Annotated in this window: 18 protein-coding genes; 11 read left to right on the top strand and 7 right to left on the bottom strand. The window is 50.8% G+C overall.

Going from position 1 to position 23,996, the window contains the following annotated elements; genetic code table 11:
* Window positions 1–14 precede the first annotated feature (14 nt).
* The gene (yqeC, locus tag HEM79_RS09115) at window positions 15–785 is read right to left on the bottom strand and encodes a selenium cofactor biosynthesis protein YqeC (RefSeq protein ID WP_176242593.1); all 771 of its coding nucleotides are present in this window, start codon (window positions 783–785) and stop codon (window positions 15–17) included.
* 104 nt (window positions 786–889) lie between these two features.
* Between yqeC and mocA the strand changes: the two genes are divergently transcribed.
* The 8 genes from mocA to ghxQ all read left to right on the top strand — a co-directional run bounded on the left by mocA (window position 890) and on the right by ghxQ (window position 14,378).
* A complete protein-coding gene (gene mocA, locus HEM79_RS09110; RefSeq protein WP_176242595.1) occupies window positions 890–1,468 on the top strand; it encodes a molybdenum cofactor cytidylyltransferase in 579 nt (192 codons plus the stop codon).
* A gap of 322 nt (window positions 1,469–1,790) precedes the next feature.
* The gene (ygfK, locus tag HEM79_RS09105; RefSeq protein ID WP_176242598.1) at window positions 1,791–4,889 is read left to right on the top strand and encodes a putative selenate reductase subunit YgfK; all 3,099 of its coding nucleotides are present in this window, start codon (window positions 1,791–1,793) and stop codon (window positions 4,887–4,889) included.
* A 2-nt stretch (window positions 4,890–4,891) separates the two neighbouring features.
* Complete coding sequence (gene ssnA, locus HEM79_RS09100; RefSeq protein ID WP_176242599.1) at window positions 4,892–6,220, top strand: putative aminohydrolase SsnA; 1,329 nt, start codon at window positions 4,892–4,894, stop codon at window positions 6,218–6,220.
* Between the two features lie 50 nt (window positions 6,221–6,270).
* Window positions 6,271–7,050 carry a molybdopterin-dependent oxidoreductase FAD-binding subunit gene (ygfM, locus tag HEM79_RS09095; protein WP_176242601.1) on the top strand — a complete coding sequence of 260 codons (780 nt, stop codon included), beginning with the start codon at window positions 6,271–6,273 and terminating at the stop codon, window positions 7,048–7,050.
* Window positions 7,047–9,917 (top strand): molybdopterin-dependent oxidoreductase Mo/Fe-S-binding subunit, encoded by a 2,871-nt coding sequence (locus HEM79_RS09090; protein WP_176242604.1) that lies wholly within the window; start codon window positions 7,047–7,049, stop codon window positions 9,915–9,917. Before ygfM ends, HEM79_RS09090 begins: the two co-directional genes overlap by 4 nt.
* Before the next feature lie 333 nt (window positions 9,918–10,250).
* The gene (gene xanQ / locus HEM79_RS09085; RefSeq protein ID WP_176242606.1) at window positions 10,251–11,651 is read left to right on the top strand and encodes a xanthine/proton symporter XanQ; all 1,401 of its coding nucleotides are present in this window, start codon (window positions 10,251–10,253) and stop codon (window positions 11,649–11,651) included.
* A gap of 17 nt (window positions 11,652–11,668) precedes the next feature.
* A complete protein-coding gene (gene guaD, locus HEM79_RS09080; RefSeq protein WP_010349348.1) occupies window positions 11,669–12,985 on the top strand; it encodes a guanine deaminase in 1,317 nt (438 codons plus the stop codon).
* A gap of 25 nt (window positions 12,986–13,010) precedes the next feature.
* The gene (gene ghxQ, locus HEM79_RS09075) at window positions 13,011–14,378 is read left to right on the top strand and encodes a guanine/hypoxanthine transporter GhxQ (RefSeq protein WP_000012141.1); all 1,368 of its coding nucleotides are present in this window, start codon (window positions 13,011–13,013) and stop codon (window positions 14,376–14,378) included.
* 35 nt (window positions 14,379–14,413) lie between these two features.
* On the opposite strand, the gene HEM79_RS09070 is transcribed toward ghxQ, so the two are convergent.
* Window positions 14,414–14,902 (bottom strand): 4Fe-4S dicluster domain-containing protein, encoded by a 489-nt coding sequence (locus HEM79_RS09070; protein ID WP_176242608.1) that lies wholly within the window; start codon window positions 14,900–14,902, stop codon window positions 14,414–14,416.
* Complete coding sequence (gene ygfT / locus HEM79_RS09065; protein WP_176242609.1) at window positions 14,899–16,821, bottom strand: formate-dependent uric acid utilization protein YgfT; 1,923 nt, start codon at window positions 16,819–16,821, stop codon at window positions 14,899–14,901. Before ygfT ends, HEM79_RS09070 begins: the two co-directional genes overlap by 4 nt.
* A 434-nt stretch (window positions 16,822–17,255) precedes the next feature.
* Here ygfT and uacT point away from each other — a divergent pair, with 434 nt between their 5' ends.
* The gene (gene uacT, locus HEM79_RS09060) at window positions 17,256–18,704 is read left to right on the top strand and encodes a urate/proton symporter UacT (protein ID WP_010347966.1); all 1,449 of its coding nucleotides are present in this window, start codon (window positions 17,256–17,258) and stop codon (window positions 18,702–18,704) included.
* Between the two features lies 1 nt (window position 18,705).
* A complete protein-coding gene (gene yqfG / locus HEM79_RS09055) occupies window positions 18,706–18,831 on the top strand; it encodes a protein YqfG (RefSeq protein ID WP_016159664.1) in 126 nt (41 codons plus the stop codon).
* Here the strand turns inward: yqfG and HEM79_RS09050 are convergent.
* Window positions 18,828–18,899: a hypothetical protein gene (locus HEM79_RS09050; protein WP_123056740.1), complete on the bottom strand. Its 72-nt coding sequence runs from the start codon at window positions 18,897–18,899 to the stop codon at window positions 18,828–18,830. The two genes, yqfG and HEM79_RS09050, sit on opposite strands and share 4 nt — an antisense overlap.
* Before the next feature lie 54 nt (window positions 18,900–18,953).
* Between HEM79_RS09050 and idi the strand changes: the two genes are divergently transcribed.
* Complete coding sequence (gene idi / locus HEM79_RS09045) at window positions 18,954–19,502, top strand: isopentenyl-diphosphate Delta-isomerase (protein ID WP_176242611.1); 549 nt, start codon at window positions 18,954–18,956, stop codon at window positions 19,500–19,502.
* Between the two features lie 43 nt (window positions 19,503–19,545).
* Here idi and lysS read toward each other — a convergent pair whose 3' ends face one another.
* From lysS to recJ, 3 genes are all read right to left on the bottom strand, one after another.
* On the bottom strand, window positions 19,546–21,063 hold the full coding sequence (lysS, locus tag HEM79_RS09040) for a lysine--tRNA ligase (RefSeq protein ID WP_176242613.1): 1,518 nt from the start codon (window positions 21,061–21,063) through the stop codon (window positions 19,546–19,548).
* A gap of 9 nt (window positions 21,064–21,072) precedes the next feature.
* Window positions 21,073–22,171 (bottom strand): peptide chain release factor 2 gene (gene prfB, locus HEM79_RS09035; protein WP_001701073.1). Its coding sequence is split into 2 segments (ribosomal slippage): window positions 21,073–22,095 and window positions 22,097–22,171, totalling 1,098 coding nucleotides; the frame shifts between segments, so codons are not numbered across the junction.
* Window positions 22,172–22,261: 90 nt separating this feature from the next.
* Window positions 22,262–23,995: a single-stranded-DNA-specific exonuclease RecJ gene (gene recJ, locus HEM79_RS09030; protein ID WP_176242616.1), complete on the bottom strand. Its 1,734-nt coding sequence runs from the start codon at window positions 23,993–23,995 to the stop codon at window positions 22,262–22,264.
* Window position 23,996: the final 1 nt, after the last annotated feature.

The raw sequence follows: 23,996 nt of genomic DNA, 5'->3' as shown, positions 1-23,996 counted from the left end.
GAATGCCCGAGTTGCTAATTCACAAATCTGCGCGCGATTGCAGGATGTTCTTGTATATCGCCCAGCCAGATTGCCTCTACGTCATGTTGTTGCAGCGGTTTGAATAGCTCGCTTTGCGCAATCGCATTCTCACATTGAGAAAAACGGTTAATGAACCAGACTCGCCGACAGCCTTGCGGTACGTTTTTAAATGCGCCCTGCGGATGGCGAACCAGCGCAACGAGATCGCTAAGTTGCAAGGTTGCATCTGGTGTTAACCCAGTAATATCAGCAAACTGCGACCAGCGATGGATATTTTCGGTGCCAACTTTAGCGCCCAAAATATGCCCTCCCATCACAGCAATCACGCAGCAACTGCTTTTTGGTATGCAAGGTTCGTGCTCATTCGGCGCTTTTAACGGCATTCCACGCGAGCCATCTGCCTCAATGAGAATTACGTCACATTCTGGTCGTTGCGCCAGTACATCAATGGTATCTGGCGTAAATCCCTGCGCTTTTCCCTGTTTCGCTTTGAAGCGGTGAAAACAAAATGCAATGGGGGATGTGAGAGACGCATGAGGAAGCAGGGCGGGATCGCGACAGAAAACCACGGGCCAGTGAGACGTTGGTATAAACATATGTGTCGTCGTCGTGATTAACACGCGCCTGCCACTAGACTGAAGTAACTCTGCCAGCCAAAAAAGCAGACTGGTTTTCCCCCCTGCACCAACAACAGAAATGACTGCCGGAGCGTTCTGCACGCCTAAATCAATGAATAATGCTGATGGGTCAATTATACTTTTCACGAGTCTTCATAGACCTCTCTGGGATAAATTAGCCCACAAATTCATTAACCAGGAAGTAACGCAATTTTCAGGCCTTATTAACCGATATAAATAATGGAATCACTATGTCAGCTATCGACTGTATAATTACCGCTGCTGGATTATCATCAAGAATGGGACAATGGAAAATGATGTTACCCTGGCAACAGGAAACAATTCTTGATGCAAGTATCAAAAACGCGTTGCAGTTTTGTAGTCGAATTATTTTAGTTACGGGTTTTCGCGCTAATGAACTGCATCATCGCTACGAGAACACTGACAATATTACTCTTATTTATAATCCAGATTATGAGCAGGGCTTACTGACCTCGGTGAAGGCTGCGGCTCCCGAAGTGCAAACTGAACATTGCTTTATTACTCATGGTGACATGCCAAGTCTTAATGCCAATATATTTAATAAAATCTGGCAGTTACGCAACAACGGTGCAATTCTTCCACTCCACAATGGTATCCCTGGTCATCCCATTTTAATCTCAAAGTCGAGTCTGATGCAGGCTATCCAACGCCCCAACGTGACCAATATGCGTCAGGCATTGCAAATGGGTGAGCATTATTCCGTCGAAATAGAAGATGAAGAAATAATTTTAGATATTGATACCCCCGAGGACTTTATTTATGCGCAAAAGCGGCATACTAAATTTTAGAAAATCAGGTTAAACGATTGCGTTCAAATATCCATTCCACTCAGCGCGTTTTTATCATAATGATAAGGAGTCACTGATTTTGAGAAATGAGAAAAAATGATAAAAGCCCTGACAATAATAACTCTCAGTAGTGATTTTAATTCTCATTTAGCACCTGTGAGATCATTCACAAAAAACCATTAAGTTTCGAGGCGCCTCACATTTTTTTATATTTCAGGACCAACCTGGCAATAGTGGTGCGATTGTTGCTCTGTCTCCTTAAACCACCGGATTTATCAATACCGGTTACTCAATGATATCTGTATAAGCTAAGGAGAGGGTTATGGGGGATATTATGCGTCCCATTCCGTTTGAGGAACTTTTGACGCGCATATTTGATGAATACCAACAACAACGCTCAATCTTTGGTATTCCTGAGCAACAGTTTTACTCACCCGTAAAAGGTAAATCTGTCGGCGTCTTCGGTGAAACCTGTGCCACCCCCGTCGGCCCTGCCGCTGGTCCGCACACGCAACTCGCGCAAAACATCGTCACCTCCTGGCTGACTGGCGGACGCTTCATCGAACTAAAAACCGTCCAGATTCTTGACCGTCTGGAGCTGGAAAAACCTTGTATCGACGCCGAAGATGAGTGCTTTAACACCGAATGGTCCACCGAATTTACCCTGCTTAAAGCCTGGGATGAATACCTCAAAGCCTGGTTTGCCCTGCATCTTCTCGAAGCGATGTTCCAGCCTTCTGACTCCGGTAAATCGTTCATCTTTAATATGAGCGTCGGTTACAACCTCGAAGGCATTAAGCAGCCGCCGATGCAGCAGTTCATCGACAATATGATGGACGCATCTGACCATCCGAAATTCGCTCAATACCGCGATACGCTGAATAAACTCCTCCACGATGACGCATTTTTAGCCCGCCACGGATTGCAGGAAAAACGTGAAAGCTTGCAGGCCTTGCCAGCCCGTATCCCCACCAGCATGGTACAAGGCGTTACCCTCTCCACCATGCACGGCTGCCCTCCGCATGAAATCGAAGCCATTTGCCGCTACATGCTGGAAGAAAAAGAGCTGAACACCTTTGTGAAACTCAACCCGACCTTACTGGGGTACGCGCGTGTTCGTGAGATTCTTGATGGATGTGGATTCGATTACATCGGCTTAAAAGAAGAGTCGTTTGATCACGACCTCAAGCTGACGCAGGCGCTGGAAATGCTGGAACGCCTGATGGCTCTGGCAAAAGAAAAATCACTCGGCTTTGGCGTCAAACTGACTAACACTCTCGGCACCATCAATAACAAAGGCGCACTGCCAGGTGAAGAGATGTATATGTCCGGTCGTGCGCTGTTCCCGCTCTCTATCAATGTCGCAGCAGTTCTGTCCCGCGCCTTTGACGGCAAACTGCCAATTTCTTATTCCGGTGGTGCCAGCCAGCTGACTATCCGCGATATTTTCGATACTGGCATTCGCCCAATCACCATGGCAACCGACTTGCTGAAACCAGGCGGCTATCTGCGTTTAAGTGCCTGTATGCGCGAGCTGGAAGGCTCCGACGCCTGGGGACTTGACCACGTTGACGTGGAACGACTGAGCAAGCTGGCCGCAGATGCGCTAACCATGGAATACACCCAGAAACACTGGAAGCCAGAAGAGCGTATAGAAGTGGCAGAAGACCTGCCGCTGACCGACTGCTACGTTGCCCCCTGTGTCACTGCCTGCGCCATCAAACAGGATATTCCGGAATACATTCGACTATTGGGCGAACATCGTTATGCCGACGCGCTGGAACTCATCTACCAACGTAATGCCCTGCCCGCCATTACTGGTCACATTTGCGATCACCAGTGCCAGTACAACTGTACACGCCTGGATTACGATAGTGCGCTGAATATCCGCGAACTGAAAAAAGTCGCCCTGGAAAAAGGCTGGGATGAATACAAACAACGCTGGCACAAACCAGCGGGTTCTGGTTCTCGCCATCCGGTTGCCGTCATTGGCGCGGGTCCTGCGGGTCTGGCTGCAGGTTACTTCCTTGCCAGAGCGGGTCATCCCGTCACACTGTTTGAACGCGAAGCTAACGCCGGCGGCGTGGTGAAAAATATCATTCCCCAATTCCGTATTCCTGCTGAGTTAATTCAGCACGATATCGATTTTGTTGCCGATCACGGCGTGAAATTTGAGTATGACTGCTCACCGGATCTGACCGTCGAACAGTTAAAAAATCAGGGTTTCCACTATGTTCTGATTGCCACCGGCACCGATAAAAACAGCGGTGTGAAACTGGCTGGCGACAACCAGAATGTCTGGAAATCCCTCCCCTTCCTGCGTGAGTACAACAAAGGAACGGCGCTCAAGCTGGGCAAACATGTGGTGATTGTCGGTGCGGGTAACACCGCAATGGACTGTGCCCGCGCGGCATTACGCGTGCCGGGCGTTGAAAAAGCGACTGTCGTTTACCGTCGTTCACTGCAAGAGATGCCAGCATGGCGCGAAGAGTATGAAGAAGCACTACACGATGGCGTAGAGTTCCGTTTCCTCAATAACCCAGAACGTTTTGATGCGGATGGAACCTTAACGTTGCGCGTCATGTCGCTTGGCGAACCTGATGAGAAAGGTCGCCGCCGTCCGGTTGAAACCAGCGAAACGGTAACGCTGCACGTAGACAGCCTGATCACCGCCATTGGCGAACAGCAGGATACTGAAGCCCTGAATGCGATGGGAGTGCCGCTGGACAAAAACGGCTGGCCTGATGTCGACCATAACGGTGAGACCCGCCTGACTGACGTCTTTATGATCGGTGACGTACAGCGCGGACCGTCCTCTATCGTTGCCGCAGTTGGCACCGCTCGTCGGGCTACCGATGCCATCCTTAGTCGGGAAAATATTCGCTCCCACCAGAACGATAAACACTGGAACAACGTCAACCCGGCGGAAATCTACCAACGTAAAGGTGATATCTCTGTCACCCTGGTGAACAGCGACGATCGCGACGCGTTTGTCGCCCAGGAAGCCGCTCGCTGCCTTGAATGTAACTACGTTTGCAGCAAGTGTGTAGATGTCTGCCCGAACCGCGCCAACGTCTCAATTGCGGTTCCTGGCTTCCAGAACCGTTTCCAGACGCTGCACCTTGACGCTTACTGCAACGAATGCGGCAACTGCGCCCAGTTCTGCCCGTGGAACGGTAAACCGTACAAAGACAAAATCACCGTCTTTAGTCTGTCGCAAGACTTTGATAACAGCAGCAATCCAGGCTTCCTGGTGGAAGATGAGCGTGTACGTGTCCGTCTGAATAACCAGAGTTGGGTGTTGAACATCAATAGCGAAGGTCAGTTCGACAACGTACCGCCAGAGCTGAACGATATGTGCCGCATTATCAGCCATGTCCACCAGCATCATCATTATCTGCTGGGCCGCGTGGAGGTGTAATCATGTTGATTCTGAAGAATGTCACCGCAGTGCAGTTACACCCGGCAAAAGTGCAGGAAGGCGTCGATATCGCTATCGAAAATGATGTGATTGTCGCGATCGGCGATGCTCTGACGCAGCGTTATCCTGACGCCAGCTACAAAGAGATGCATGGCCGGATTGTGATGCCTGGGATTGTCTGCTCGCACAACCATTTTTACTCGGGACTTTCGCGCGGAATTATGGCGAACATCGCCCCCTGCCCGGATTTCATCTCAACGCTGAAAAATCTCTGGTGGCGGCTCGATCGTGCCCTTGATGAAGAGTCGCTCTATTACAGCGGGCTGATTTGTTCACTCGAAGCAATCAAGAGCGGATGCACGTCGGTTATCGATCACCATGCTTCCCCGGCTTATATCGGCGGGTCGCTCTCGACGCTGCGCAACGCATTTTTAAAAGTTGGCCTGCGTGCGATGACCTGTTTTGAAACCACTGACCGTAACAACGGCATCACAGAGTTACAGGAAGGGGTAGAAGAAAATATCCGTTTCGCCCGTCAGATTGACGACGCGAAGAAAGCGGCTACCGAGCCATATCTGGTCGAAGCGCATATTGGCGCTCACGCGCCGTTTACTGTGCCGGATGCCGGTCTGGAAATGCTGCGCGAAGCCGTAAAAGCCACCGGGCGTGGTTTACACATTCACGCTGCTGAAGACCTTTACGACGTTTCTCACAGTCACCACTGGTACGGCAAAGATCTGCTGGTACGGCTGGCGCAATTCGATCTTATCGATAGCAAAACGCTGGTCGCCCACGGCCTGTATCTGTCGAAAGAGGATATCGCCCTGCTTAATCAGCATGACGCGTTCCTGGTACATAACGCCCGCTCCAACATGAATAACCATGTTGGTTACAACCATCATCTTAGCGATATCCGCAATCTGGCACTGGGAACCGACGGTATCGGTTCAGACATGTTTGAAGAGATGAAATTCGCCTTCTTTAAACATCGTGACGCTGGTGGTCCGCTGTGGCCTGACAGTTTTGCCAAAGCCCTGACTAACGGCAACGAACTAATGAGTCGTAACTTTGGTGCGAAATTCGGCCTGCTGGAAGCCGGTTATAAAGCCGATTTAACCATTTGCGATTACAACTCGCCAACGCCGTTGCTGGCGGACAATATCGCAGGTCATATCGCTTTCGGCATGGGTTCAGGCAGCGTTCACAGCGTGATGGTCAACGGAGTGATGGTCTATGAAGACCGTCAGTTTAACTTCGATTGCGATTCCATTTATGCGCAAGCCAGAAAAGCCGCCGCCGGTATGTGGCGTCGGATGGATGCGCTGGCATAAATGACAGATACCCTCTTCCTTCAGGGAAGAGGGTTAAATAAGGAAAGAAGATGATTGAACAATTTTTCAGACCCGACTCTGTCGAACAGGCGCTGGAACTGAAGCGCCGCTACCAGGATGAAGCAGTTTGGTTTGCCGGGGGCAGCAAACTCAACGCCACACCAACCCGTACAGATAAAAAGATTGCCATTTCCTTGCAGGATCTGGAGCTAGACTGGGTTGACTGGGATAACGGCGCACTGCGTATTGGCGCAATGTCTCGCTTGCAGCCACTGCGTGATGCGCGATTTATTCCTGCAGCTTTGCGTGAAGCCCTCGGCTTTGTCTACTCTCGCCATGTTCGTAATCAGTCGACCATTGGTGGCGAAATCGCCGCCCGGCAGGAAGAGTCGGTGTTGCTTCCCGTCTTGCTGGCACTGGATGCTGAACTGGTTTTTGGCAACGGTGAAACGCTGTCAATTGAGGACTACCTGTCCTGCCCATGCGATCGTCTGTTGACGGAAATCATCATTAAAGATCCGTATCGCACCTGCGCGACTCGCAAAATTAGCCGTTCCCAGGCTGGGTTAACGGTGGTGACGGCAGCCGTTGCGTTAACCGACCACGACGGTATGCGAATTGCGCTGGATGGCGTCGCCAGTAAAGCACTGCGTTTGCACGATGTCGAAAAACAAAATCTGGAAGGTAATGCACTGGAGCAGACCGTCGCCAACGCCATTTTCCCGCAGGAAGATTTGCGGGGCAGCGTGGCCTATAAACGCTATATCACGGGAGTTCTGGTAGCCGACCTGTATGCCGACTGCCAACAGGCTGGGGAGGAAGCCGTATGATTATCCACTTTACTTTAAATGGCGCGCCCCAGGCGCTAACCGTTAATCCTGGCGAAAACGTGCAAAAGCTGTTGTTTAACATGGGAATGCACTCTGTACGCAACAGTGATGATGGTTTCGGTTTTGCCGGTTCTGACGCAATTATCTTTAACGGTAATATCGTCAACGCATCCCTGCTTATTGCCGCACAGTTAGAAAAAGCAGACATTCGTACCGCAGAATCGCTGGGCAAATGGAACGAGTTAAGTCTGGTTCAGCAGGCAATGGTTGATGTCGGCGTGGTGCAGTCCGGTTATAACGATCCGGCTGCGGCTCTGATTATTACCGATCTTCTCGATCGCATCGCTGCACCTACCCGCGAAGAGATCGACGACGCGCTTTCTGGTCTGTTCAGCCGCGATGCTGGCTGGCAGCAATACTACCAGGTTATTGAACTGGCGGTTGCGCGTAAAAATAACCCGCAGGCCACAATTGATATCGCCCCGACTTTCCGCGACGACCTTGAAGTCATTGGTAAGCACTATCCTAAAACTGATGCCGCGAAAATGGTGCAGGCGAAACCCTGCTATGTTGAAGACCGCGTAACGGCTGACGCCTGCGTCATTAAAATGTTACGTAGCCCACACGCTCACGCACTGATTACCCATCTGGATGTCAGCAAAGCCGAAGCATTACCAGGCGTTGTTCACGTTATTACTCACCTGAATTGCCCGGACATCTATTACACCCCTGGTGGTCAGAGCGCGCCGGAACCGTCACCACTTGACCGCCGCATGTTCGGCAAGAAAATGCGTCACGTCGGCGATCGCGTTGCTGCGGTCGTTGCTGAAAGTGAAGAAATTGCGCTCGAAGCACTAAAGCTCATTGATGTTGAATATGAAGTGCTTAAACCGGTAATGTCGATCGACGAAGCAATGGCGGAAGATGCACCTGTCGTGCACGATGAACCGGTGGTGTATGTCGCTGGTGCGCCAGATACTCTGGAAGATGACAACAGTCATGCAGCCCAGCGCGGCGAGCATATGATCATTAACTTCCCTATCGGTTCTCGCCCACGCAAAAATATCGCCGCCAGTATTCATGGTCATATTGGCGATATGGATAAAGGCTTCGCCGATGCCGATGTGATCATTGAGCGAACCTATAACTCAACTCAGGCGCAGCAATGCCCGACTGAAACACATATCTGCTTTACCCGCATGGATGGCGATCGGCTGGTTATTCACGCCTCCACTCAAGTACCGTGGCACTTACGCCGCCAGGTTGCGCGCCTTGTAGGTATGAAACAGCATAAAGTTCATGTCATTAAAGAACGCGTAGGTGGCGGTTTCGGCTCTAAACAAGACATTCTGCTGGAAGAAGTGTGCGCCTGGGCAACCTGCGTGACCGGGCGCCCGGTGCTGTTTCGCTACACCCGTGAAGAAGAGTTTATTGCCAACACCTCTCGTCACGTCGCGAAAGTCACTGTCAAACTGGGGGCGAAAAAAGATGGTCGCCTGACGGCAGTGAAGATGGATTTCCGTGCTAACACGGGGCCTTACGGCAACCATTCACTCACCGTACCCTGTAACGGACCGGCGCTGTCGCTGCCGTTATATCCGTGCGATAACGTCGATTTCCAGGTCACCACCTACTACAGCAACATTTGTCCAAATGGTGCTTATCAGGGTTATGGCGCACCGAAAGGTAACTTCGCGATCACCATGGCATTAGCGGAACTGGCTGAACAGTTGCAGATCGACCAACTGGAAATTATCGAACGAAACCGGGTACACGAAGGACAAGAGCTGAAAATCCTCGGTGCAATCGGTGAAGGTAAAGCACCGACATCCGTTCCATCTGCCGCCAGCTGCGCGCTGGAAGAGATCCTGCGTCAGGGTCGCGAGATGATTCAATGGTCTTCACCGAAACCGCAAAATGGTGACTGGCGCATCGGTCGTGGCGTTGCCATTATCATGCAGAAATCAGGGATCCCGGATATCGATCAGGCTAACTGCATGATCAAACTGGAATCTGATGGCACCTTTATTGTCCATTCTGGTGGCGCTGATATTGGTACTGGTCTGGATACTGTGGTGACCAAACTGGCGGCAGAAGTGCTGCATTGCCCGCCGCAGGACGTGCATGTTATCTCCGGTGACACCGACCATGCGCTGTTTGATAAAGGCGCGTATGCCTCGTCCGGTACTTGCTTCTCAGGCAACGCGGCACGTATGGCAGCGGAAAATCTGCGGGAGAAAATCCTGTTCCACGGTGCACAAATGTTGGGTGAGCCACTGGAAGATGTTCAACTGGCAACGCCGGGCGTCGTGCGCGGTAAGAAAGGCGAAGTGAGTTTCGGGGATATTGCCCATAAAGGCGAAACCGGTACTGGCTTTGGTTCACTGGTGGGAACAGCCAGTTACATCACGCCTGATTTCGCCTTCCCGTATGGCGCAAACTTTGCCGAAGTTGCCGTTAACACGCGTACCGGTGAAATCCGCCTGGACAAATTCTACGCCCTGCTGGATTGCGGTACGCCGGTCAATCCGGAGTTAGCGTTGGGACAAATCTACGGCGCTACCCTGCGTGCTATCGGACACAGTATGAGCGAAGAAATCATTTATGACACCGAAGGTCACCCGTTAACCCGCGATTTACGCAGTTACGGCGCACCGAAAATTGGTGACATCCCACGTGATTTCCGTGCCGTACTGGTGCCGAGCGACGATAAAGTCGGCCCGTTCGGGGCGAAATCCATCTCGGAAATTGGCGTAAATGGCGCAGCACCAGCAATAGCTACCGCAATTCACGATGCCTGCGGCATCTGGTTACGCGAATGGCATTTCACTCCGGAGAAAATACTCACCGCGCTGGAAAAAATATAAATAATAAATGGCCGCTTCGGCGGCCTGGATTGCTGACAAACGCGAAATTGCCTGATGCGCTGCGCTTATCAGGCCTACATGTCGACTGCAATATATTGAGTTAGCATGATTTTGTAGGCGGTATAAGGCGTTCACGCCGCATCCGGCATGAACAAAGCGCGATTTATCAACAATCTGTTACCGCTTCGGCGGCCTGTTTCTCTGTTTGAACGATGACTAAATAGTAACTGCGAAAATGAGATAAGCCGTTCTCAAGGCGTCCTGCGCCCCAAATTCGTGGGTATTTATTTTACTGATTCAGATGATCAAATTTACTTTAAAAGGAGTGAAGGGATGTCTGATATAAACCATGCAGGTTCCGACCTTATATTTGAACTGGAGGATCGCCCTCCCTTTCATCAGGCTATTGTTGGCGCAATTACCCATCTGTTGGCAATTTTCGTTCCGATGGTGACTCCCGCATTAATTGTGGGTGCGGCCTTACAACTTTCCGCAGAAACGACCGCCTATCTGGTTTCAATGGCGATGATCGCCTCCGGCATTGGAACATGGTTACAGGTAAACCGTTATGGCATCGTGGGTTCCGGTTTACTCTCCATTCAGTCAGTCAATTTTTCATTTGTTACCGTCATGATTGCGCTGGGCAGCAGCATGAAAAGCGACGGTTTCCACGAAGAATTAATCATGTCGTCGCTGCTTGGCGTTTCCTTCGTTGGCGCATTTCTGGTTGTCGGTTCTTCTTTTATCCTGCCTTATCTACGTCGGGTTATCACCCCCACCGTCAGCGGCATTGTGGTGCTGATGATCGGCTTAAGCCTGATTAAAGTCGGCATTATCGATTTTGGCGGTGGATTTGCAGCCAAAAGCAGCGGTACGTTCGGCGATTACGAACATCTCGGCGTTGGTTTATTGGTTTTGATTGTGGTGATCGGCTTTAACTGCTGCCGTAGTCCGTTGCTACGCATGGGCGGGATCGCCATCGGGCTTTGCGTCGGCTATATCGCGTCGTTATGTCTTGGCATGGTGGATTTCAGCAGTATGCGCAACCTGCCGTTAATCACTATCCCACATCCGTTCAAATACGGGTTTAGTTTCAGCTTTCATCAGTTCCTGGTGGTTGGCACTATTTATCTGCTTAGCGTACTGGAGGCAGTAGGCGATATCACCGCCACGGCAATGGTTTCCCGCCATCCTATTCAGGGTGATGAATATCAGTCCCGACTGAAAGGTGGCGTGCTGGCAGATGGCCTGGTCTCTGTTATCGCCTCCGCTGTCGGTTCATTACCGCTAACCACGTTTGCGCAAAATAACGGTGTTATTCAGATGACTGGCGTCGCTTCACGTTATGTCGGGCGAACCATCGCGGTTATGTTGGTTATCCTCGGGTTATTTCCGATGATCGGCGGTTTCTTCACCACTATCCCCTCAGCAGTTCTGGGGGGCGCAATGACGTTAATGTTTTCCATGATTGCCATTGCCGGTATCCGCATCATTATCACCAATGGCTTAAAACGCCGTGAAACACTTATCGTCGCCACCTCATTAGGTTTAGGTCTTGGTGTTTCCTACGATCCCGAAATTTTTAAAATATTGCCTGCCTCTATTTATGTATTAGTTGAAAACCCTATTTGTGCAGGCGGGTTAACTGCGATTTTATTAAATATTATTCTCCCTGGTGGCTACCGACAGGAAAACGTTCTGCCTGGTATTACCTCAGCGGAAGAGATGGATTAAAAGTAAAGGAGTCAATGATGTCAGGAGAACACACGTTAAAAGCAGTACGAGGCAGTTTTATTGATGTCACCCGTACAGTCGATAACCCGGAAGAGATCGCCTCTGCGCTGCGGTTTATTGAGGATGGTTTACTACTCATTAAACAAGGGAAAGTGGAGTGGTTTGGCAAATGGGAGGACGGAAAGCATCAAATTCCTGACACCATTCGCGTTCGCGACTATCGCGGCAAACTGATAGTTCCGGGCTTTGTCGATACACATATCCATTATCCGCAAAGTGAAATGGTCGGTGCCTATGGCGAGCAGTTGCTGGAATGGCTGAATAAACACACCTTCCCCACAGAGCGTCGTTATGAGGATTTAGAATATGCCCGCGAAATGTCGGCATTTTTCATCAAACAGTTATTGCGCAACGGCACAACCACGGCGCTAGTGTTTGGGACTGTTCATCCGCAATCCGTTGATGCGCTGTTTGAAGCCGCCAGTCATATCAATATGCGCATGATTGCCGGCAAGGTGATGATGGATCGCAATGCGCCGGATTATCTGCTCGATACCGCAGAAAGCAGCTATCACCAAAGCAAAGAACTGATCAAACGCTGGCACAAAAATGGACGTCTGTTATACGCCATTACGCCGCGCTTCGCACCGACTTCATCTCCCGAACAGATGGCAATGGCGCAACGCCTGAAAGAAGAGTTTCCCGATACGTGGATACATACCCATCTGTGTGAAAACAAAGATGAAATTGCCTGGGTGAAAGAGCTTTATCCTGAACATGATGGCTATCTGGATGTTTATCACCAGTATGGCCTGACAGGTAAAAACTGCGTCTTTGCTCACTGCGTCCATCTGGAAGAAAAAGAGTGGGATCGTCTCAGCGAAACTAAATCCAGCATCGCGTTTTGTCCAACCTCCAACCTTTATCTCGGCAGCGGCTTATTCAACTTGAAAAAAGCATGGAATAAGAAAGTCAAAGTTGGCATGGGGACTGACATTGGCGCAGGAACCACCTTCAACATGCTGCAAACACTGAACGAAGCCTACAAAGTATTGCAGTTACAGGGCTATCGTCTCTCAGCGTATGAGGCGTTTTACCTTGCCACGCTCGGCGGCGCGAAATCTCTGGGACTTGACGATCTGATCGGCAACTTTATACCAGGCAAAGAGGCTGATTTCGTGGTGATGGAGCCCACCGCCACGCCGCTGCAGCAACTGCGCTATGACAACTCTGTTTCTTTAGTCGACAAATTGTTCGTGATGATGACGTTGGGCGATGACCGTTCTATCTACCGCACCTACGTTGATGGTCGTCTGGTGTACGAACGTAACTAATAATAAACCTCGTGAGGACATCATTATGTCTGGAGACATCCTACAAACACCGGACGCGCCAAAGCCACAGGGCGCGCTGGATAATTATTTTAAAATTACCGCTCGTGGCAGCAGCGTTCGCCAGGAGGTACTGGCGGGTCTGACCACATTCCTCGCTATGGTTTACTCCGTTATCGTAGTGCCGGGAATGCTGGGTAAAGCAGGTTTTCCTCCCGCAGCGGTCTTCGTTGCCACCTGTCTGGTCGCAGGCTTCGGCTCTCTGCTAATGGGGTTATGGGCTAACCTGCCAATGGCGATTGGTTGCGCCATTTCCTTAACAGCATTTACCGCATTCAGCCTGGTACTTGGGCAACAAATTAGCGTTCCGGTAGCACTAGGGGCGGTCTTTCTGATGGGTCTGATATTTACCGCTATCTCCGTAACTGGCGTGCGAACCTGGATCTTACGCAATTTACCAATGGGTATTGCGCACGGTACAGGTATCGGTATTGGTCTGTTCCTGCTACTGATTGCCGCTAACGGCGTAGGGATGGTCATCAAAAACCCGATTGAAGGCTTACCAGTTGCGCTTGGTGCATTTACCTCTTTCCCGGTGCTGATGAGCTTGCTGGGATTAGCGGTGATTTTCGGCCTGGAGAAGTGCCGCGTACCTGGTGGGATCTTGTTGGTCATTATCGCCATCTCGATCATCGGCTTAATTTTTGATCCTGCGGTGAAATACCACGGTTTGGTGGCAATGCCGAGTCTGACTGGCGAAGATGGAAAATCTCTGATTTTCAGCCTGGATATTATGGGCGCACTTCAACCAACCGTACTTCCGAGTGTACTGGCATTAGTGATGACCGCAGTGTTCGACGCCACCGGCACCATCCGTGCCGTCGCCGGTCAGGCGAATCTGCTGGATAAAGACAACCAGATAATCAACGGCGGCAAAGCCCTGACCAGTGACTCGGTTAGCTCAATATTCTCCGGTTTAGTGGGTGCAGCACCTGCGGCAGTTTATATCGAATCAGCGGCAGGAACCGCCGCCGGGGGCAAAACCGGTTTGACCGCTACCGTGGTTGGTGCGTTGTTCCTGTTGATTCTGTTTTTATCTCCGCTGTCGTTTCTGATCCCAGGTTATGCCACTGCCCCTGCACTGATGTACGTTGGTCTACTGATGTTAAGCAACGTTTCGAAGCTGGATTTCAACGACTTTATTGATGCAATGGCCGGACTGGTGTGTGCCGTGTTCATCGTCCTGACCTGCAATATCGTCACCGGTATTATGCTGGGCTTTGTGACGCTGGTTGTAGGCCGAGTCTTTGCTCGCGAATGGCAAAAACTGAATATTGGTACGGTTATCATTACTGCCGCACTGGTCGCATTTTACGCCGGTGGCTGGGCAATCTAATAGACTCTCCGCGCCTTTCAGCGCGGAGATTTTTATCAGCGAAGATTCTCGCCGCTGGCAGCAATACGCTGCTGGCGGACTTGCCTGAGTTCTCTCTCAGTCATCAACTGCAACGCCTGCGTCGGACAGGACTCTACACACGCAGGTCCCTCTTGCCGCAGTTCGCAGAGATCACATTTCACGATTTGTTGCCGGGTATGACCCGGTAAGGACTGGACAGTGATCATCCCAAACGGGCACGCACTGACACAACTCTGACAGCCAATACAGCGGGCAGAATTTGCCTGTACCACCTGTTCGCCCATCGTCAGCGCCTGCACGGGGCAAGCGCCAACACAAGGGGCGTTTTCGCACTGATGGCACATCACCGGCGCACTAATGTTGTTCAGACGCTGCACTTTTAAACGTGGGAGAAAGAAACTCGCATTCAACTCCTGTTCTAACGGATGGGCGACCACGCAAGCCACTTCGCAAGTACGGCAGCCAATACAGTCAGCTGGATTAACGATAATTAACGATTTCATCGCGACGCCTTCGTATTAAACATGGCTAACATATCGTGTGCTGCCTGTCTTCCTGCGGCCATTGCAGTGACGACCAGATCCGCGCCATGAACGGCATCACCACCGGCAAAAACCTTTTTCAGATGCGTCTGGGTGGATAAATGCCCTACATCGCCGGTTTTTATCAGCCCCCATTTATCAAGTTTAATGCCGCTACCCTGCAACCACGGCATGGCATGTGCCTGGAAACCAAAGGCCATAATCAGCACATCGGCGGGCAGTTCAAACTCAGATCCCGCCACCGGACGTGGACGACGGCGACCATCAGGTCCCGGCTCACCCATTGCGGTACGAATCAAGCCCACCGCCTTTAAACGCCCGTTATTATCAAGAGCGATATATTGCGGCTGAACATTGAACTGAAACTCAACGCCTTCCTCACGCGCATTAATCACCTCTTTTCGCGAGCCGGGCATACTGACTTCATCACGCCGATAAGCACAGGTCACACTGGCGGCCTTCAGGCGAATGGATGTGCGCAGGCAATCCATTGTTGTATCGCCACCCCCCAATACGACAACTCGCTTACCTTCTACATCCGTCAGCGGATACTCTGCAGACTCTGGCAGCCCCATCAACTGGCGAGTATGCGCGGTCAGAAACGGTAGCGCCTGAATCACACCGGGCGCATCTTCATGCGGCAGATCCGCACGCATCATCCCGTAAGTCCCCACGCCAAGAAAAACAGCGTCATATTCTGTCGTTAAGTCGTTGAAAGAGATATCACGACCAATTTCACAGTTGAGATGAAAGTCGATCCCCATCGCGGTGAATATCTCCCGCCGCTGGCTTAACACCGCTTTATCGAGCTTGAAAGGAGGAATACCAAAGGTCAACATGCCGCCAATTTCTGGATGGCGATCAAAAACATCAACATGAACGCCGGCGCGTGCCAGGATATCGGCACACCCCAGTCCTGCTGGCCCGGCACCAATCACCGCCACTCTTTCCATACGCGGAACGACCTGGCTAACATCGGGACGCCAGCCCATCGCCAGCGCGGTATCGGTGATGTAGCGTTCCAGATTACCGATAGAGACTGCGCCAGAGTGATCTTTCAAAGTACATGCACCCTCACAAAGCCGGTCCTGCGGACATACCCTGCCGCAGATTTCTGGTAAGGAGCTGGTCTGGTGGCAGAGTTCTGCCGCTTCAATAATCTTCCCTTCCTGTACCAGATGGATGTAATCCGGAATGGCGTTATGCAACGGACAATGCCAGTTACAGTTGGCTTTTTCGGCACAATAAACACAGCGGTCACTCTCATAAGTCGCTTGTTGCGGATCCAGTCCGCAATAGATTTCGCCAAAGTGAGTCTTCCGCTCGCTCGCTGTAATTTTCTCTGCGCCTTTGCGCGGGTTAACGGGGAGCAACGCTGCACGGCGAGATGGCTGAGCATCTGATGACGCCTTTCCTTCTACCGTTTTGCGCTGGCGGGTCATTTTTATCTGCTGTAATCCTTTATCATCCATCAGCCTTAACGCCTGCGTTGGGCAGACCTCAATACAGGCTTGCGCGCCGGAACTGCGCTGGTTACAAAGGTCACATTTCTGCGCAATAGAACCGACCATCTCGATTACGCCAAAGGGGCAAGCGATTGCGCATCTTTTACAACCAATACACTTTTGCTCGTCCAGTTGTACGCTATCAGGCTGGAAAGTCAGAGCATTTACCGGGCAAACCGTAACGCAGGGGGCATTGTTGCAATGATGACAGGCCACCGGATTCGCGTGCAGGCCTTTTCCAACAATGTGAATACGGGGTGTAAAGTCACTGTGGCTCTGCGGCCAGTTTTCTTGATTGTGTGCCGCCGCACAGGCAATTTCACAGGCATGACAGCCTATACATTCCGCAGCTTCAGCAGCGATAAACTTATTCATTTGCATCCCTTTCATTTGATGAGTTATGTCTTCTCAAATGTCGCGATGCAATAAACGGGCATATATTATAAAACGTGTCCGCTTTAATGATATTTTGCGACTGAGGTCAAATTATTACCCCTCAATCTGTGCCGCTTTCATTAATTAAACTCCATCGCTGAAAACAGAGTAATCCAACTCAAAAGCATTAAATGCGAGAGTGCGACATGCCAGAATGATTAAAGACATATCAATATGAGAAAATTAAAGATAATTCCATTGTCTGATTCTTTTCTCATTTTCTCGGTTTAACCAGGATTATGTGATTGCCTCCGCATTTCCATTCTATAACTTTCCTTCCTCGTTAAAACTGGCATCCCACGAGCATGTCATTAAACAGTTTTATTAACGTAAACGGTTGCATTTCACTCTGGCGAGCGAAAGGAGAATGACTGATGAGCGCCATAGATTCCCAACTTCCCTCATCTTCAGGGCAAGACCGCCCCACCGATGAGGTTGACCGCATATTATCACCAGGAAAGTTGATCATACTCGGTCTGCAACACGTACTTGTGATGTATGCAGGCGCAGTCGCTGTACCACTGATGATTGGTGACAGACTCGGCCTTACTAAAGAGGCGATAGCGATGCTTATTAGCTCCGACCTCTTTTGCTGCGGTATCGTCACACTTTTGCAATGCATTGGCATCGGTCGTTTTATGGGGATTCGCCTGCCCGTTATTATGTCAGTGACCTTTGCAGCTGTAACGCCAATGATAGCTATCGGGATGAACCCGGATATCGGGCTGCTGGGGATTTTTGGCGCAACCATCGCAGCCGGATTTATCACTACATTATTAGCGCCGCTTATTGGTCGCTTAATGCCTTTGTTCCCACCGCTGGTTACCGGTGTGGTTATTACCTCTATCGGGCTGAGTATTATTCAGGTGGGCATTGATTGGGCTGCGGGAGGTAAAGGAAATCCGCAATATGGTAATCCCGTTTATTTAGGAATCTCCTTCGCAGTCTTAATTTTCATCTTGCTTATTACTCGCTATGCAAAAGGCTTTATGTCCAATGTTGCCGTATTACTGGGGATTGTATTTGGCTTTTTACTTTCGTGGATGATGAATGAAGTCAATTTATCCGGGCTACATGATGCTTCGTGGTTTGCGATTGTTACGCCGATGTCGTTTGGTATGCCGATTTTCGACCCCGTTTCTATTTTGACCATGACCGCAGTTCTCATCATCGTATTTATTGAGTCGATGGGGATGTTCCTGGCACTGGGTGAAATAGTCGGTCGTAAGCTCTCTTCGCACGACATTATTCGCGGGCTGCGCGTGGATGGCGTAGGAACCATGATCGGCGGAACGTTTAACAGTTTTCCGCATACATCTTTTTCACAAAACGTCGGTCTGGTCAGCGTGACGCGCGTTCATAGCCGCTGGGTGTGTATTTCTTCGGGGATTATTTTAATTCTGTTCGGCATGGTGCCCAAAATGGCGGTGCTGGTGGCTTCCATTCCGCAATTTGTGCTGGGCGGTGCGGGGCTGGTGATGTTCGGCATGGTGCTGGCAACAGGGATTCGGATTCTGTCGCGCTGTAACTACACCACCAACCGTTACAACCTCTATATTGTGGCAATCAGTCTCGGCGTTGGCATGACTCCGACGCTTTCTCACGATTTTTTTTCTAAATTACCGGCCGTACTGCAACCGTTGCTGCATAGCGGCATTATGCTCGCAACCCTTAGCGCCGTTGTGCTGAACGTCTTCTTTAATGGCTATCAGCATCATGCTGACCTGGTGAAGGAATCCGTCTCTGATAAAGATCTAAAAGTCAGGACAGTACGTATGTGGCTTCTGATGCGTAAGCTGAAGAAAAATGAGCATGGAGAATAATATGAATCTTTTAATGCGCGCTATATTCAGTCTGTTATTACTCTTAATGATCTCCATTCCTGTCATTTCTGACTGCGTTGCAATGGCTATTGAAAGCCGCTTCAAATATATGATGTTGCTTTTTTAAATGGTCTTTCTCTGTCGGCATCCGCTCAAAACGGGCGGTTGTCGATAAACGCTCACTTGGTTAATCATTTAACACTTCTGTTATCTATAATGACGAGTGATTAGAATTACATGTGAGAAATTATGCAAACGGAACACGTCATTTTACTGAATGCACAGGGAGTCCCTTCGGGTACACTGGAAAAATATGCTGCACACACGGCAAATACCCCCTTACATCTCGCGTTCTCCAGTTGGCTGTTTAATGCCAAAGGGCAATTATTAGTTACCCGCCGCGCGCTGAGCAAAAAAGCATGGCCGGGTGTGTGGACAAACTCGGTTTGTGGGCATCCACAACTGGGAGAAAGCAACGAAGACGCGGTGATCCGCCGTTGCCGCTTTGAACTGGGTGTGGAAATAACATCACCAGAACCGTTTTATCCTGACTTTCACTACCGCGCCACCGATCCGAGTGGCATTGTCGAAAATGAAGTGTGCCCGGTATTTGCCGCTCGCGTAATCAGCGAGTTACAGCCCAACAATGATGAAGTGATGGATTATCAATGGTGTGATTTAGCAGATGTATTACGCGGTATTGATGCCACGCCGTGGGCATTCAGCCCGTGGATGGTGATGCAGGCAGCCAATAGCGAAGTCAGAAAACAATTGTCTGCATTTACACAGCTTAAATAAAAAACCCCGACGTTTGCCGGGGTTATGTGCTTACGCATAATACTTATTTTACCGGACGCATCGCCGGGAACAGAATAACGTCGCGGATAGTATGGCTGTTGGTGAAAAGCATAACCATACGGTCGATACCAATTCCCAGACCAGCTGTCGGCGGCAGACCATGTTCCAGCGCAGTAACGTAATCTTCATCGTAGAACATTGCTTCATCGTCGCCTGCGTCTTTCGCCGCAACCTGATCCAGGAAACGCTGCGCCTGATCTTCTGCATCGTTCAATTCGCTAAAGCCGTTACCAATCTCACGACCGCCAATAAAGAATTCAAAGCGATCGGTGATTTCCGGGTTGACGTCGTTACGACGCGCCAGCGGAGAAACTTCAGCCGGGTATTCAGTAATGAAGGTCGGCTGAATCAGATTCGCTTCTGCCACTTCGTCAAAGATCTCGGTCACAATACGACCCAGCCCCCAGCTCTTCTCAACGTGAATGCCGAGAGATTCAGCAATCGCTTTCGCAGAGTCGAAGTTATCCAGATCTGCCATGTCGGTTTCCGGACGATATTTCTTAATCGCTTCACGCATGGTCAGTTTTTCGAACGGCTTACCGAAGTCCAGTACCACATCACCGTAGGTTACTTCGGTCTTACCGAGAATATCCTGCGCCAGAGTGCGGAACAGCGATTCGGTCAGTTCGATCAGATCTTTGTAATCCGCGTAAGCCATATAGAGTTCCATCATGGTGAACTCTGGGTTATGGCGTACGGAGATACCTTCGTTACGGAAGTTACGGTTGATTTCGAACACTCGTTCAAAGCCGCCAACCACCAGACGCTTGAGGTACAGTTCCGGCGCAATACGCAGGTACATGTCGAGATCCAGCGCGTTATGATGGGTGATAAACGGACGCGCAGCCGCACCGCCTGGGATAACCTGCATCATCGGGGTTTCAACTTCCATAAAGCCGCGATTCACCATGAACTGGCGAATGCCAGAGAGGATCTGTGAACGCACTTTAAAGGTGTTGCGGGAATCATCGTTAGAGATGAGATCCAGATAACGCTGACGATAACGCGCTTCCTGATCTTGCAAGCCGTGGAATTTATCCGGCAGCGGGCGCAGTGCTTTGGTCAGCAGACGCAGCTCGGTGCAGTGGATCGACAGTTCGCCGGTTTTGGTTTTAAACAGCTTACCTTTTGCGCCGATAATATCGCCAAGATCCCATTTCTTAAATTGATCGTTATAAATGCCTTCCGGCAGATCATCACGAGCTACATACAGCTGAATGCGACCACCGACGTCCTGCAGGGTAACGAAAGAGGCTTTACCCATAATTCGGCGAGTCATCATGCGACCAGCTACAGCGACTTCGATGTTCAACTCTTCCAGCTCTTCGTTCTCTTTACCGTCGAAGTCTGTATGCAGTTGGTCAGAAGTATGGTCGCGACGGAAATCATTCGGAAAGGCAATCCCCTGCTCGCGCAGGTTCGCCAGCTTTTCGCGACGTGTTTTCAGTTCATTGTTAAGATCGGTTACCGCGTCAGTGCCTTGTACGTGTTGTTCAGACATGTTGGTTCCTTATAACCCAGCTTTCAAACTTGCTTCGATAAATTGATCCAGGCTGCCATCCAGCACTGCCTGCGTGTTGCGGGTTTCAACCCCGGTACGCAGATCTTTAATGCGGGAGTCATCAAGGACATAAGAACGAATCTGGCTGCCCCAGCCGATGTCAGATTTATTGTCTTCCATCGCCTGTTTCTCAGCATTCTTCTTCTGCATCTCCAGCTCATAAAGCTTCGCTTTCATCTGCTTCATGGCCTGGTCTTTGTTCTTGTGCTGGGAACGGTCGTTCTGGCACTGGGTCACAATCCCGGTCGGGATGTGAGTAATACGCACCGCAGATTCGGTACGGTTAACGTGCTGACCGCCTGCACCGGACGCGCGATATACATCAATGCGCAGATCCGCTGGGTTGATTTCGATATCAATATCGTCATCCACTTCTGGGTAAACAAACGCGGAACTAAACGACGTGTGACGACGACCGCCGGAGTCAAACGGGCTCTTACGCACCAGACGGTGAACGCCGGTTTCTGTGCGCAGCCAACCATAAGCGTAATCGCCGGAGATCTTGATAGTCACGGATTTGATACCCGCCACTTCACCTTCTGACTCTTCGATAATTTCAGTTTTGAAACCGCGCGATTCTGCCCAGCGCAGATACATACGCTCAAGCATACTTGCCCAGTCCTGTGCTTCCGTACCGCCGGAACCTGCCTGGATATCAAGGTAGCAATCGGCGCTGTCATATTCGCCGGAGAACATGCGGCGGAACTCAAGCTGCGCCAGTTTTTCTTCCAGGGCGTCGAGTTCAGCAACGGCTTCGTTAAAGGTTTCTTCGTCGTCAGCTTCTACAGCCAGTTCCAGCAGACCGGAAACATCTTCCAGCCCTTGTTTCATTTGGTCGAGGGTATCGACAACAGCCTCGAGGGAGGAACGCTCTTTACCCAGCGCCTGCGCACGTTCGGGTTCGTTCCAGACATCCGGCTGTTCCAGCTCGGCGTTTACTTCTTCCAGACGCTCTTTCTTGGCGTCGTAGTCAAAGATACCCCCTAAGAACGTCGGAGCGTTCCGTGAGGTCCTGAATGCGATTATTTACCGGATTAATTTCAAACATGGTCTGATTTCTTTTATTGAGCTAGTCAAAATGCGGTGATAAGAGCGGGATTGTACCCAATCCACACTCTTTTTTATAGAGAAGACGACGCTAAAGTGGCCAGATATTATCGATGATAATCTGTAGACTGCGGTTGCCACGAAACTCGTTGATATCCAGTTTGTAGGCCAGTTGTACTTCACGAACGCCGTTATCAGGCCAAAGGGCCGTATCAACGTTAAACGCAATACCATCCAGCAGCGGGCCGCCGCCGACCGGTTCAACCATGACCTTCAGATGGCGCTCCCCCACCAGCCGCTGTTGCAGCAGGCGGAAATGACCGTCAAACAGCGGTTCCGGGAACATCTGCCCCCACGGACCGGCATCACGCAGCAGTTGCGCAACTTCCATGGTCATCTCCGCTGCACTTAACGGGCCGTCGGAAACCACTTCACCCTGTAATAATGCCGGGTCCAGCCACTCGGTAACCAGTTCGCCAAAGCGTTGCTGAAAGAGTTCGAATTTGTCCTCTTCCAGCGACAATCCTGCCGCCATCGCATGACCGCCAAACTTGAGCATCATGCCAGGGTAGAGCGTGTCTAACCGCTCCAGCGCGTCGCGCATATGCAGTCCCTGAATGGAGCGCCCAGAACCTTTCAATGTACCGTCGCCCGCAGGCGCAAAGGCGATAACCGGACGATGAAAACGCTCTTTGATGCGCGAAGCCAGAATACCAACGACGCCCTGATGCCATTCAGGGTGATACATTGCCAGCCCGCCAGGCAGCGTATCGCGGCTACGCTCCAGTTGCTCGCACAAAGTCAGTGCTTCGACCTGCATTCCCTGTTCAATCTCTTTTCGCGTCTGGTTTAGTGCATCAAGCTCATTAGCCAGAACGCGCGCTTCGCCGATGTTGTCGCAAAGTAACAGTGCCACGCCAACGGACATATCATCCAGTCGTCCGGCGGCATTGAGACGCGGCCCCAGCGCAAAACCTAAATCGCTGGCAGCGAGTTTTTGTGCATCGCGGTTTGCCACTTCCAGTAGAGCTTTAATCCCCGGACGGCACTTCCCGGCACGGATGCGACTCATCCCCTGCCAGGTCAGAATGCGATTATTGGCGTCCAGCGGCACTACATCCGCCACCGTACCCAGCGCCACCAGATCCAGCAATTCCGCCAGATTCGGTATTGCGATACCACGCTCATCGAACCAACCCCGATCGCGCAAAAATGTGCGTAACGCCAGCATCAGATAAAACGCTACGCCAACGCCTGCCAGCGATTTCGACGGAAACTCGCAGTCACGCAGATTGGGATTAATAATGGCTTCCGCCGCAGGTAAAGTTTCGCCAGGCAAATGATGATCGGTAACAATAACCGGAATGCCCAACGATCGGGCATGTTCAACACCTGCGTGGGAAGAAATGCCGTTATCAACCGTTACAATCAACTGCGCGCCACGCGCATGAGCCTGATCGACCACTTCCGGACTTAAGCCGTAACCGTCTTCGAAACGGTTCGGTACAAGGTAGTCGATGTTGTCACAGCCGAGAGAACGCATCGCCAGCACACTAAGAGCTGTGCTGGTGGCACCGTCGGCGTCGAAATCACCGACCACAATAATCCGTGTTCCTTCGCGAAAAGCGTTGTAAAGGATCTCAACGGCCTTTTCAACACCGCTCAGTTGCTGCCAGGGCAGCATACCTTTAACGCTACGCTCCAGTTCCTGCGCGCTGCGCACGCCCCGGCTGGCGTATAAACGCCGCAGCAAGGGGGGCAGGTCAGCGGGCAGGTCTGCCGTTTCGTCGACTTTACGACGACGAAGTTGTATCTGTTGTTTCACG

This window comes from Escherichia sp. 93.0816 (assembly GCF_013368855.2).
Taxonomy (GTDB): domain Bacteria; phylum Pseudomonadota; class Gammaproteobacteria; order Enterobacterales; family Enterobacteriaceae; genus Escherichia; species Escherichia ruysiae.
Note: the sequence above shows the minus strand (reverse complement) of the source record. Positions and strands in the feature narration are given on the sequence as shown.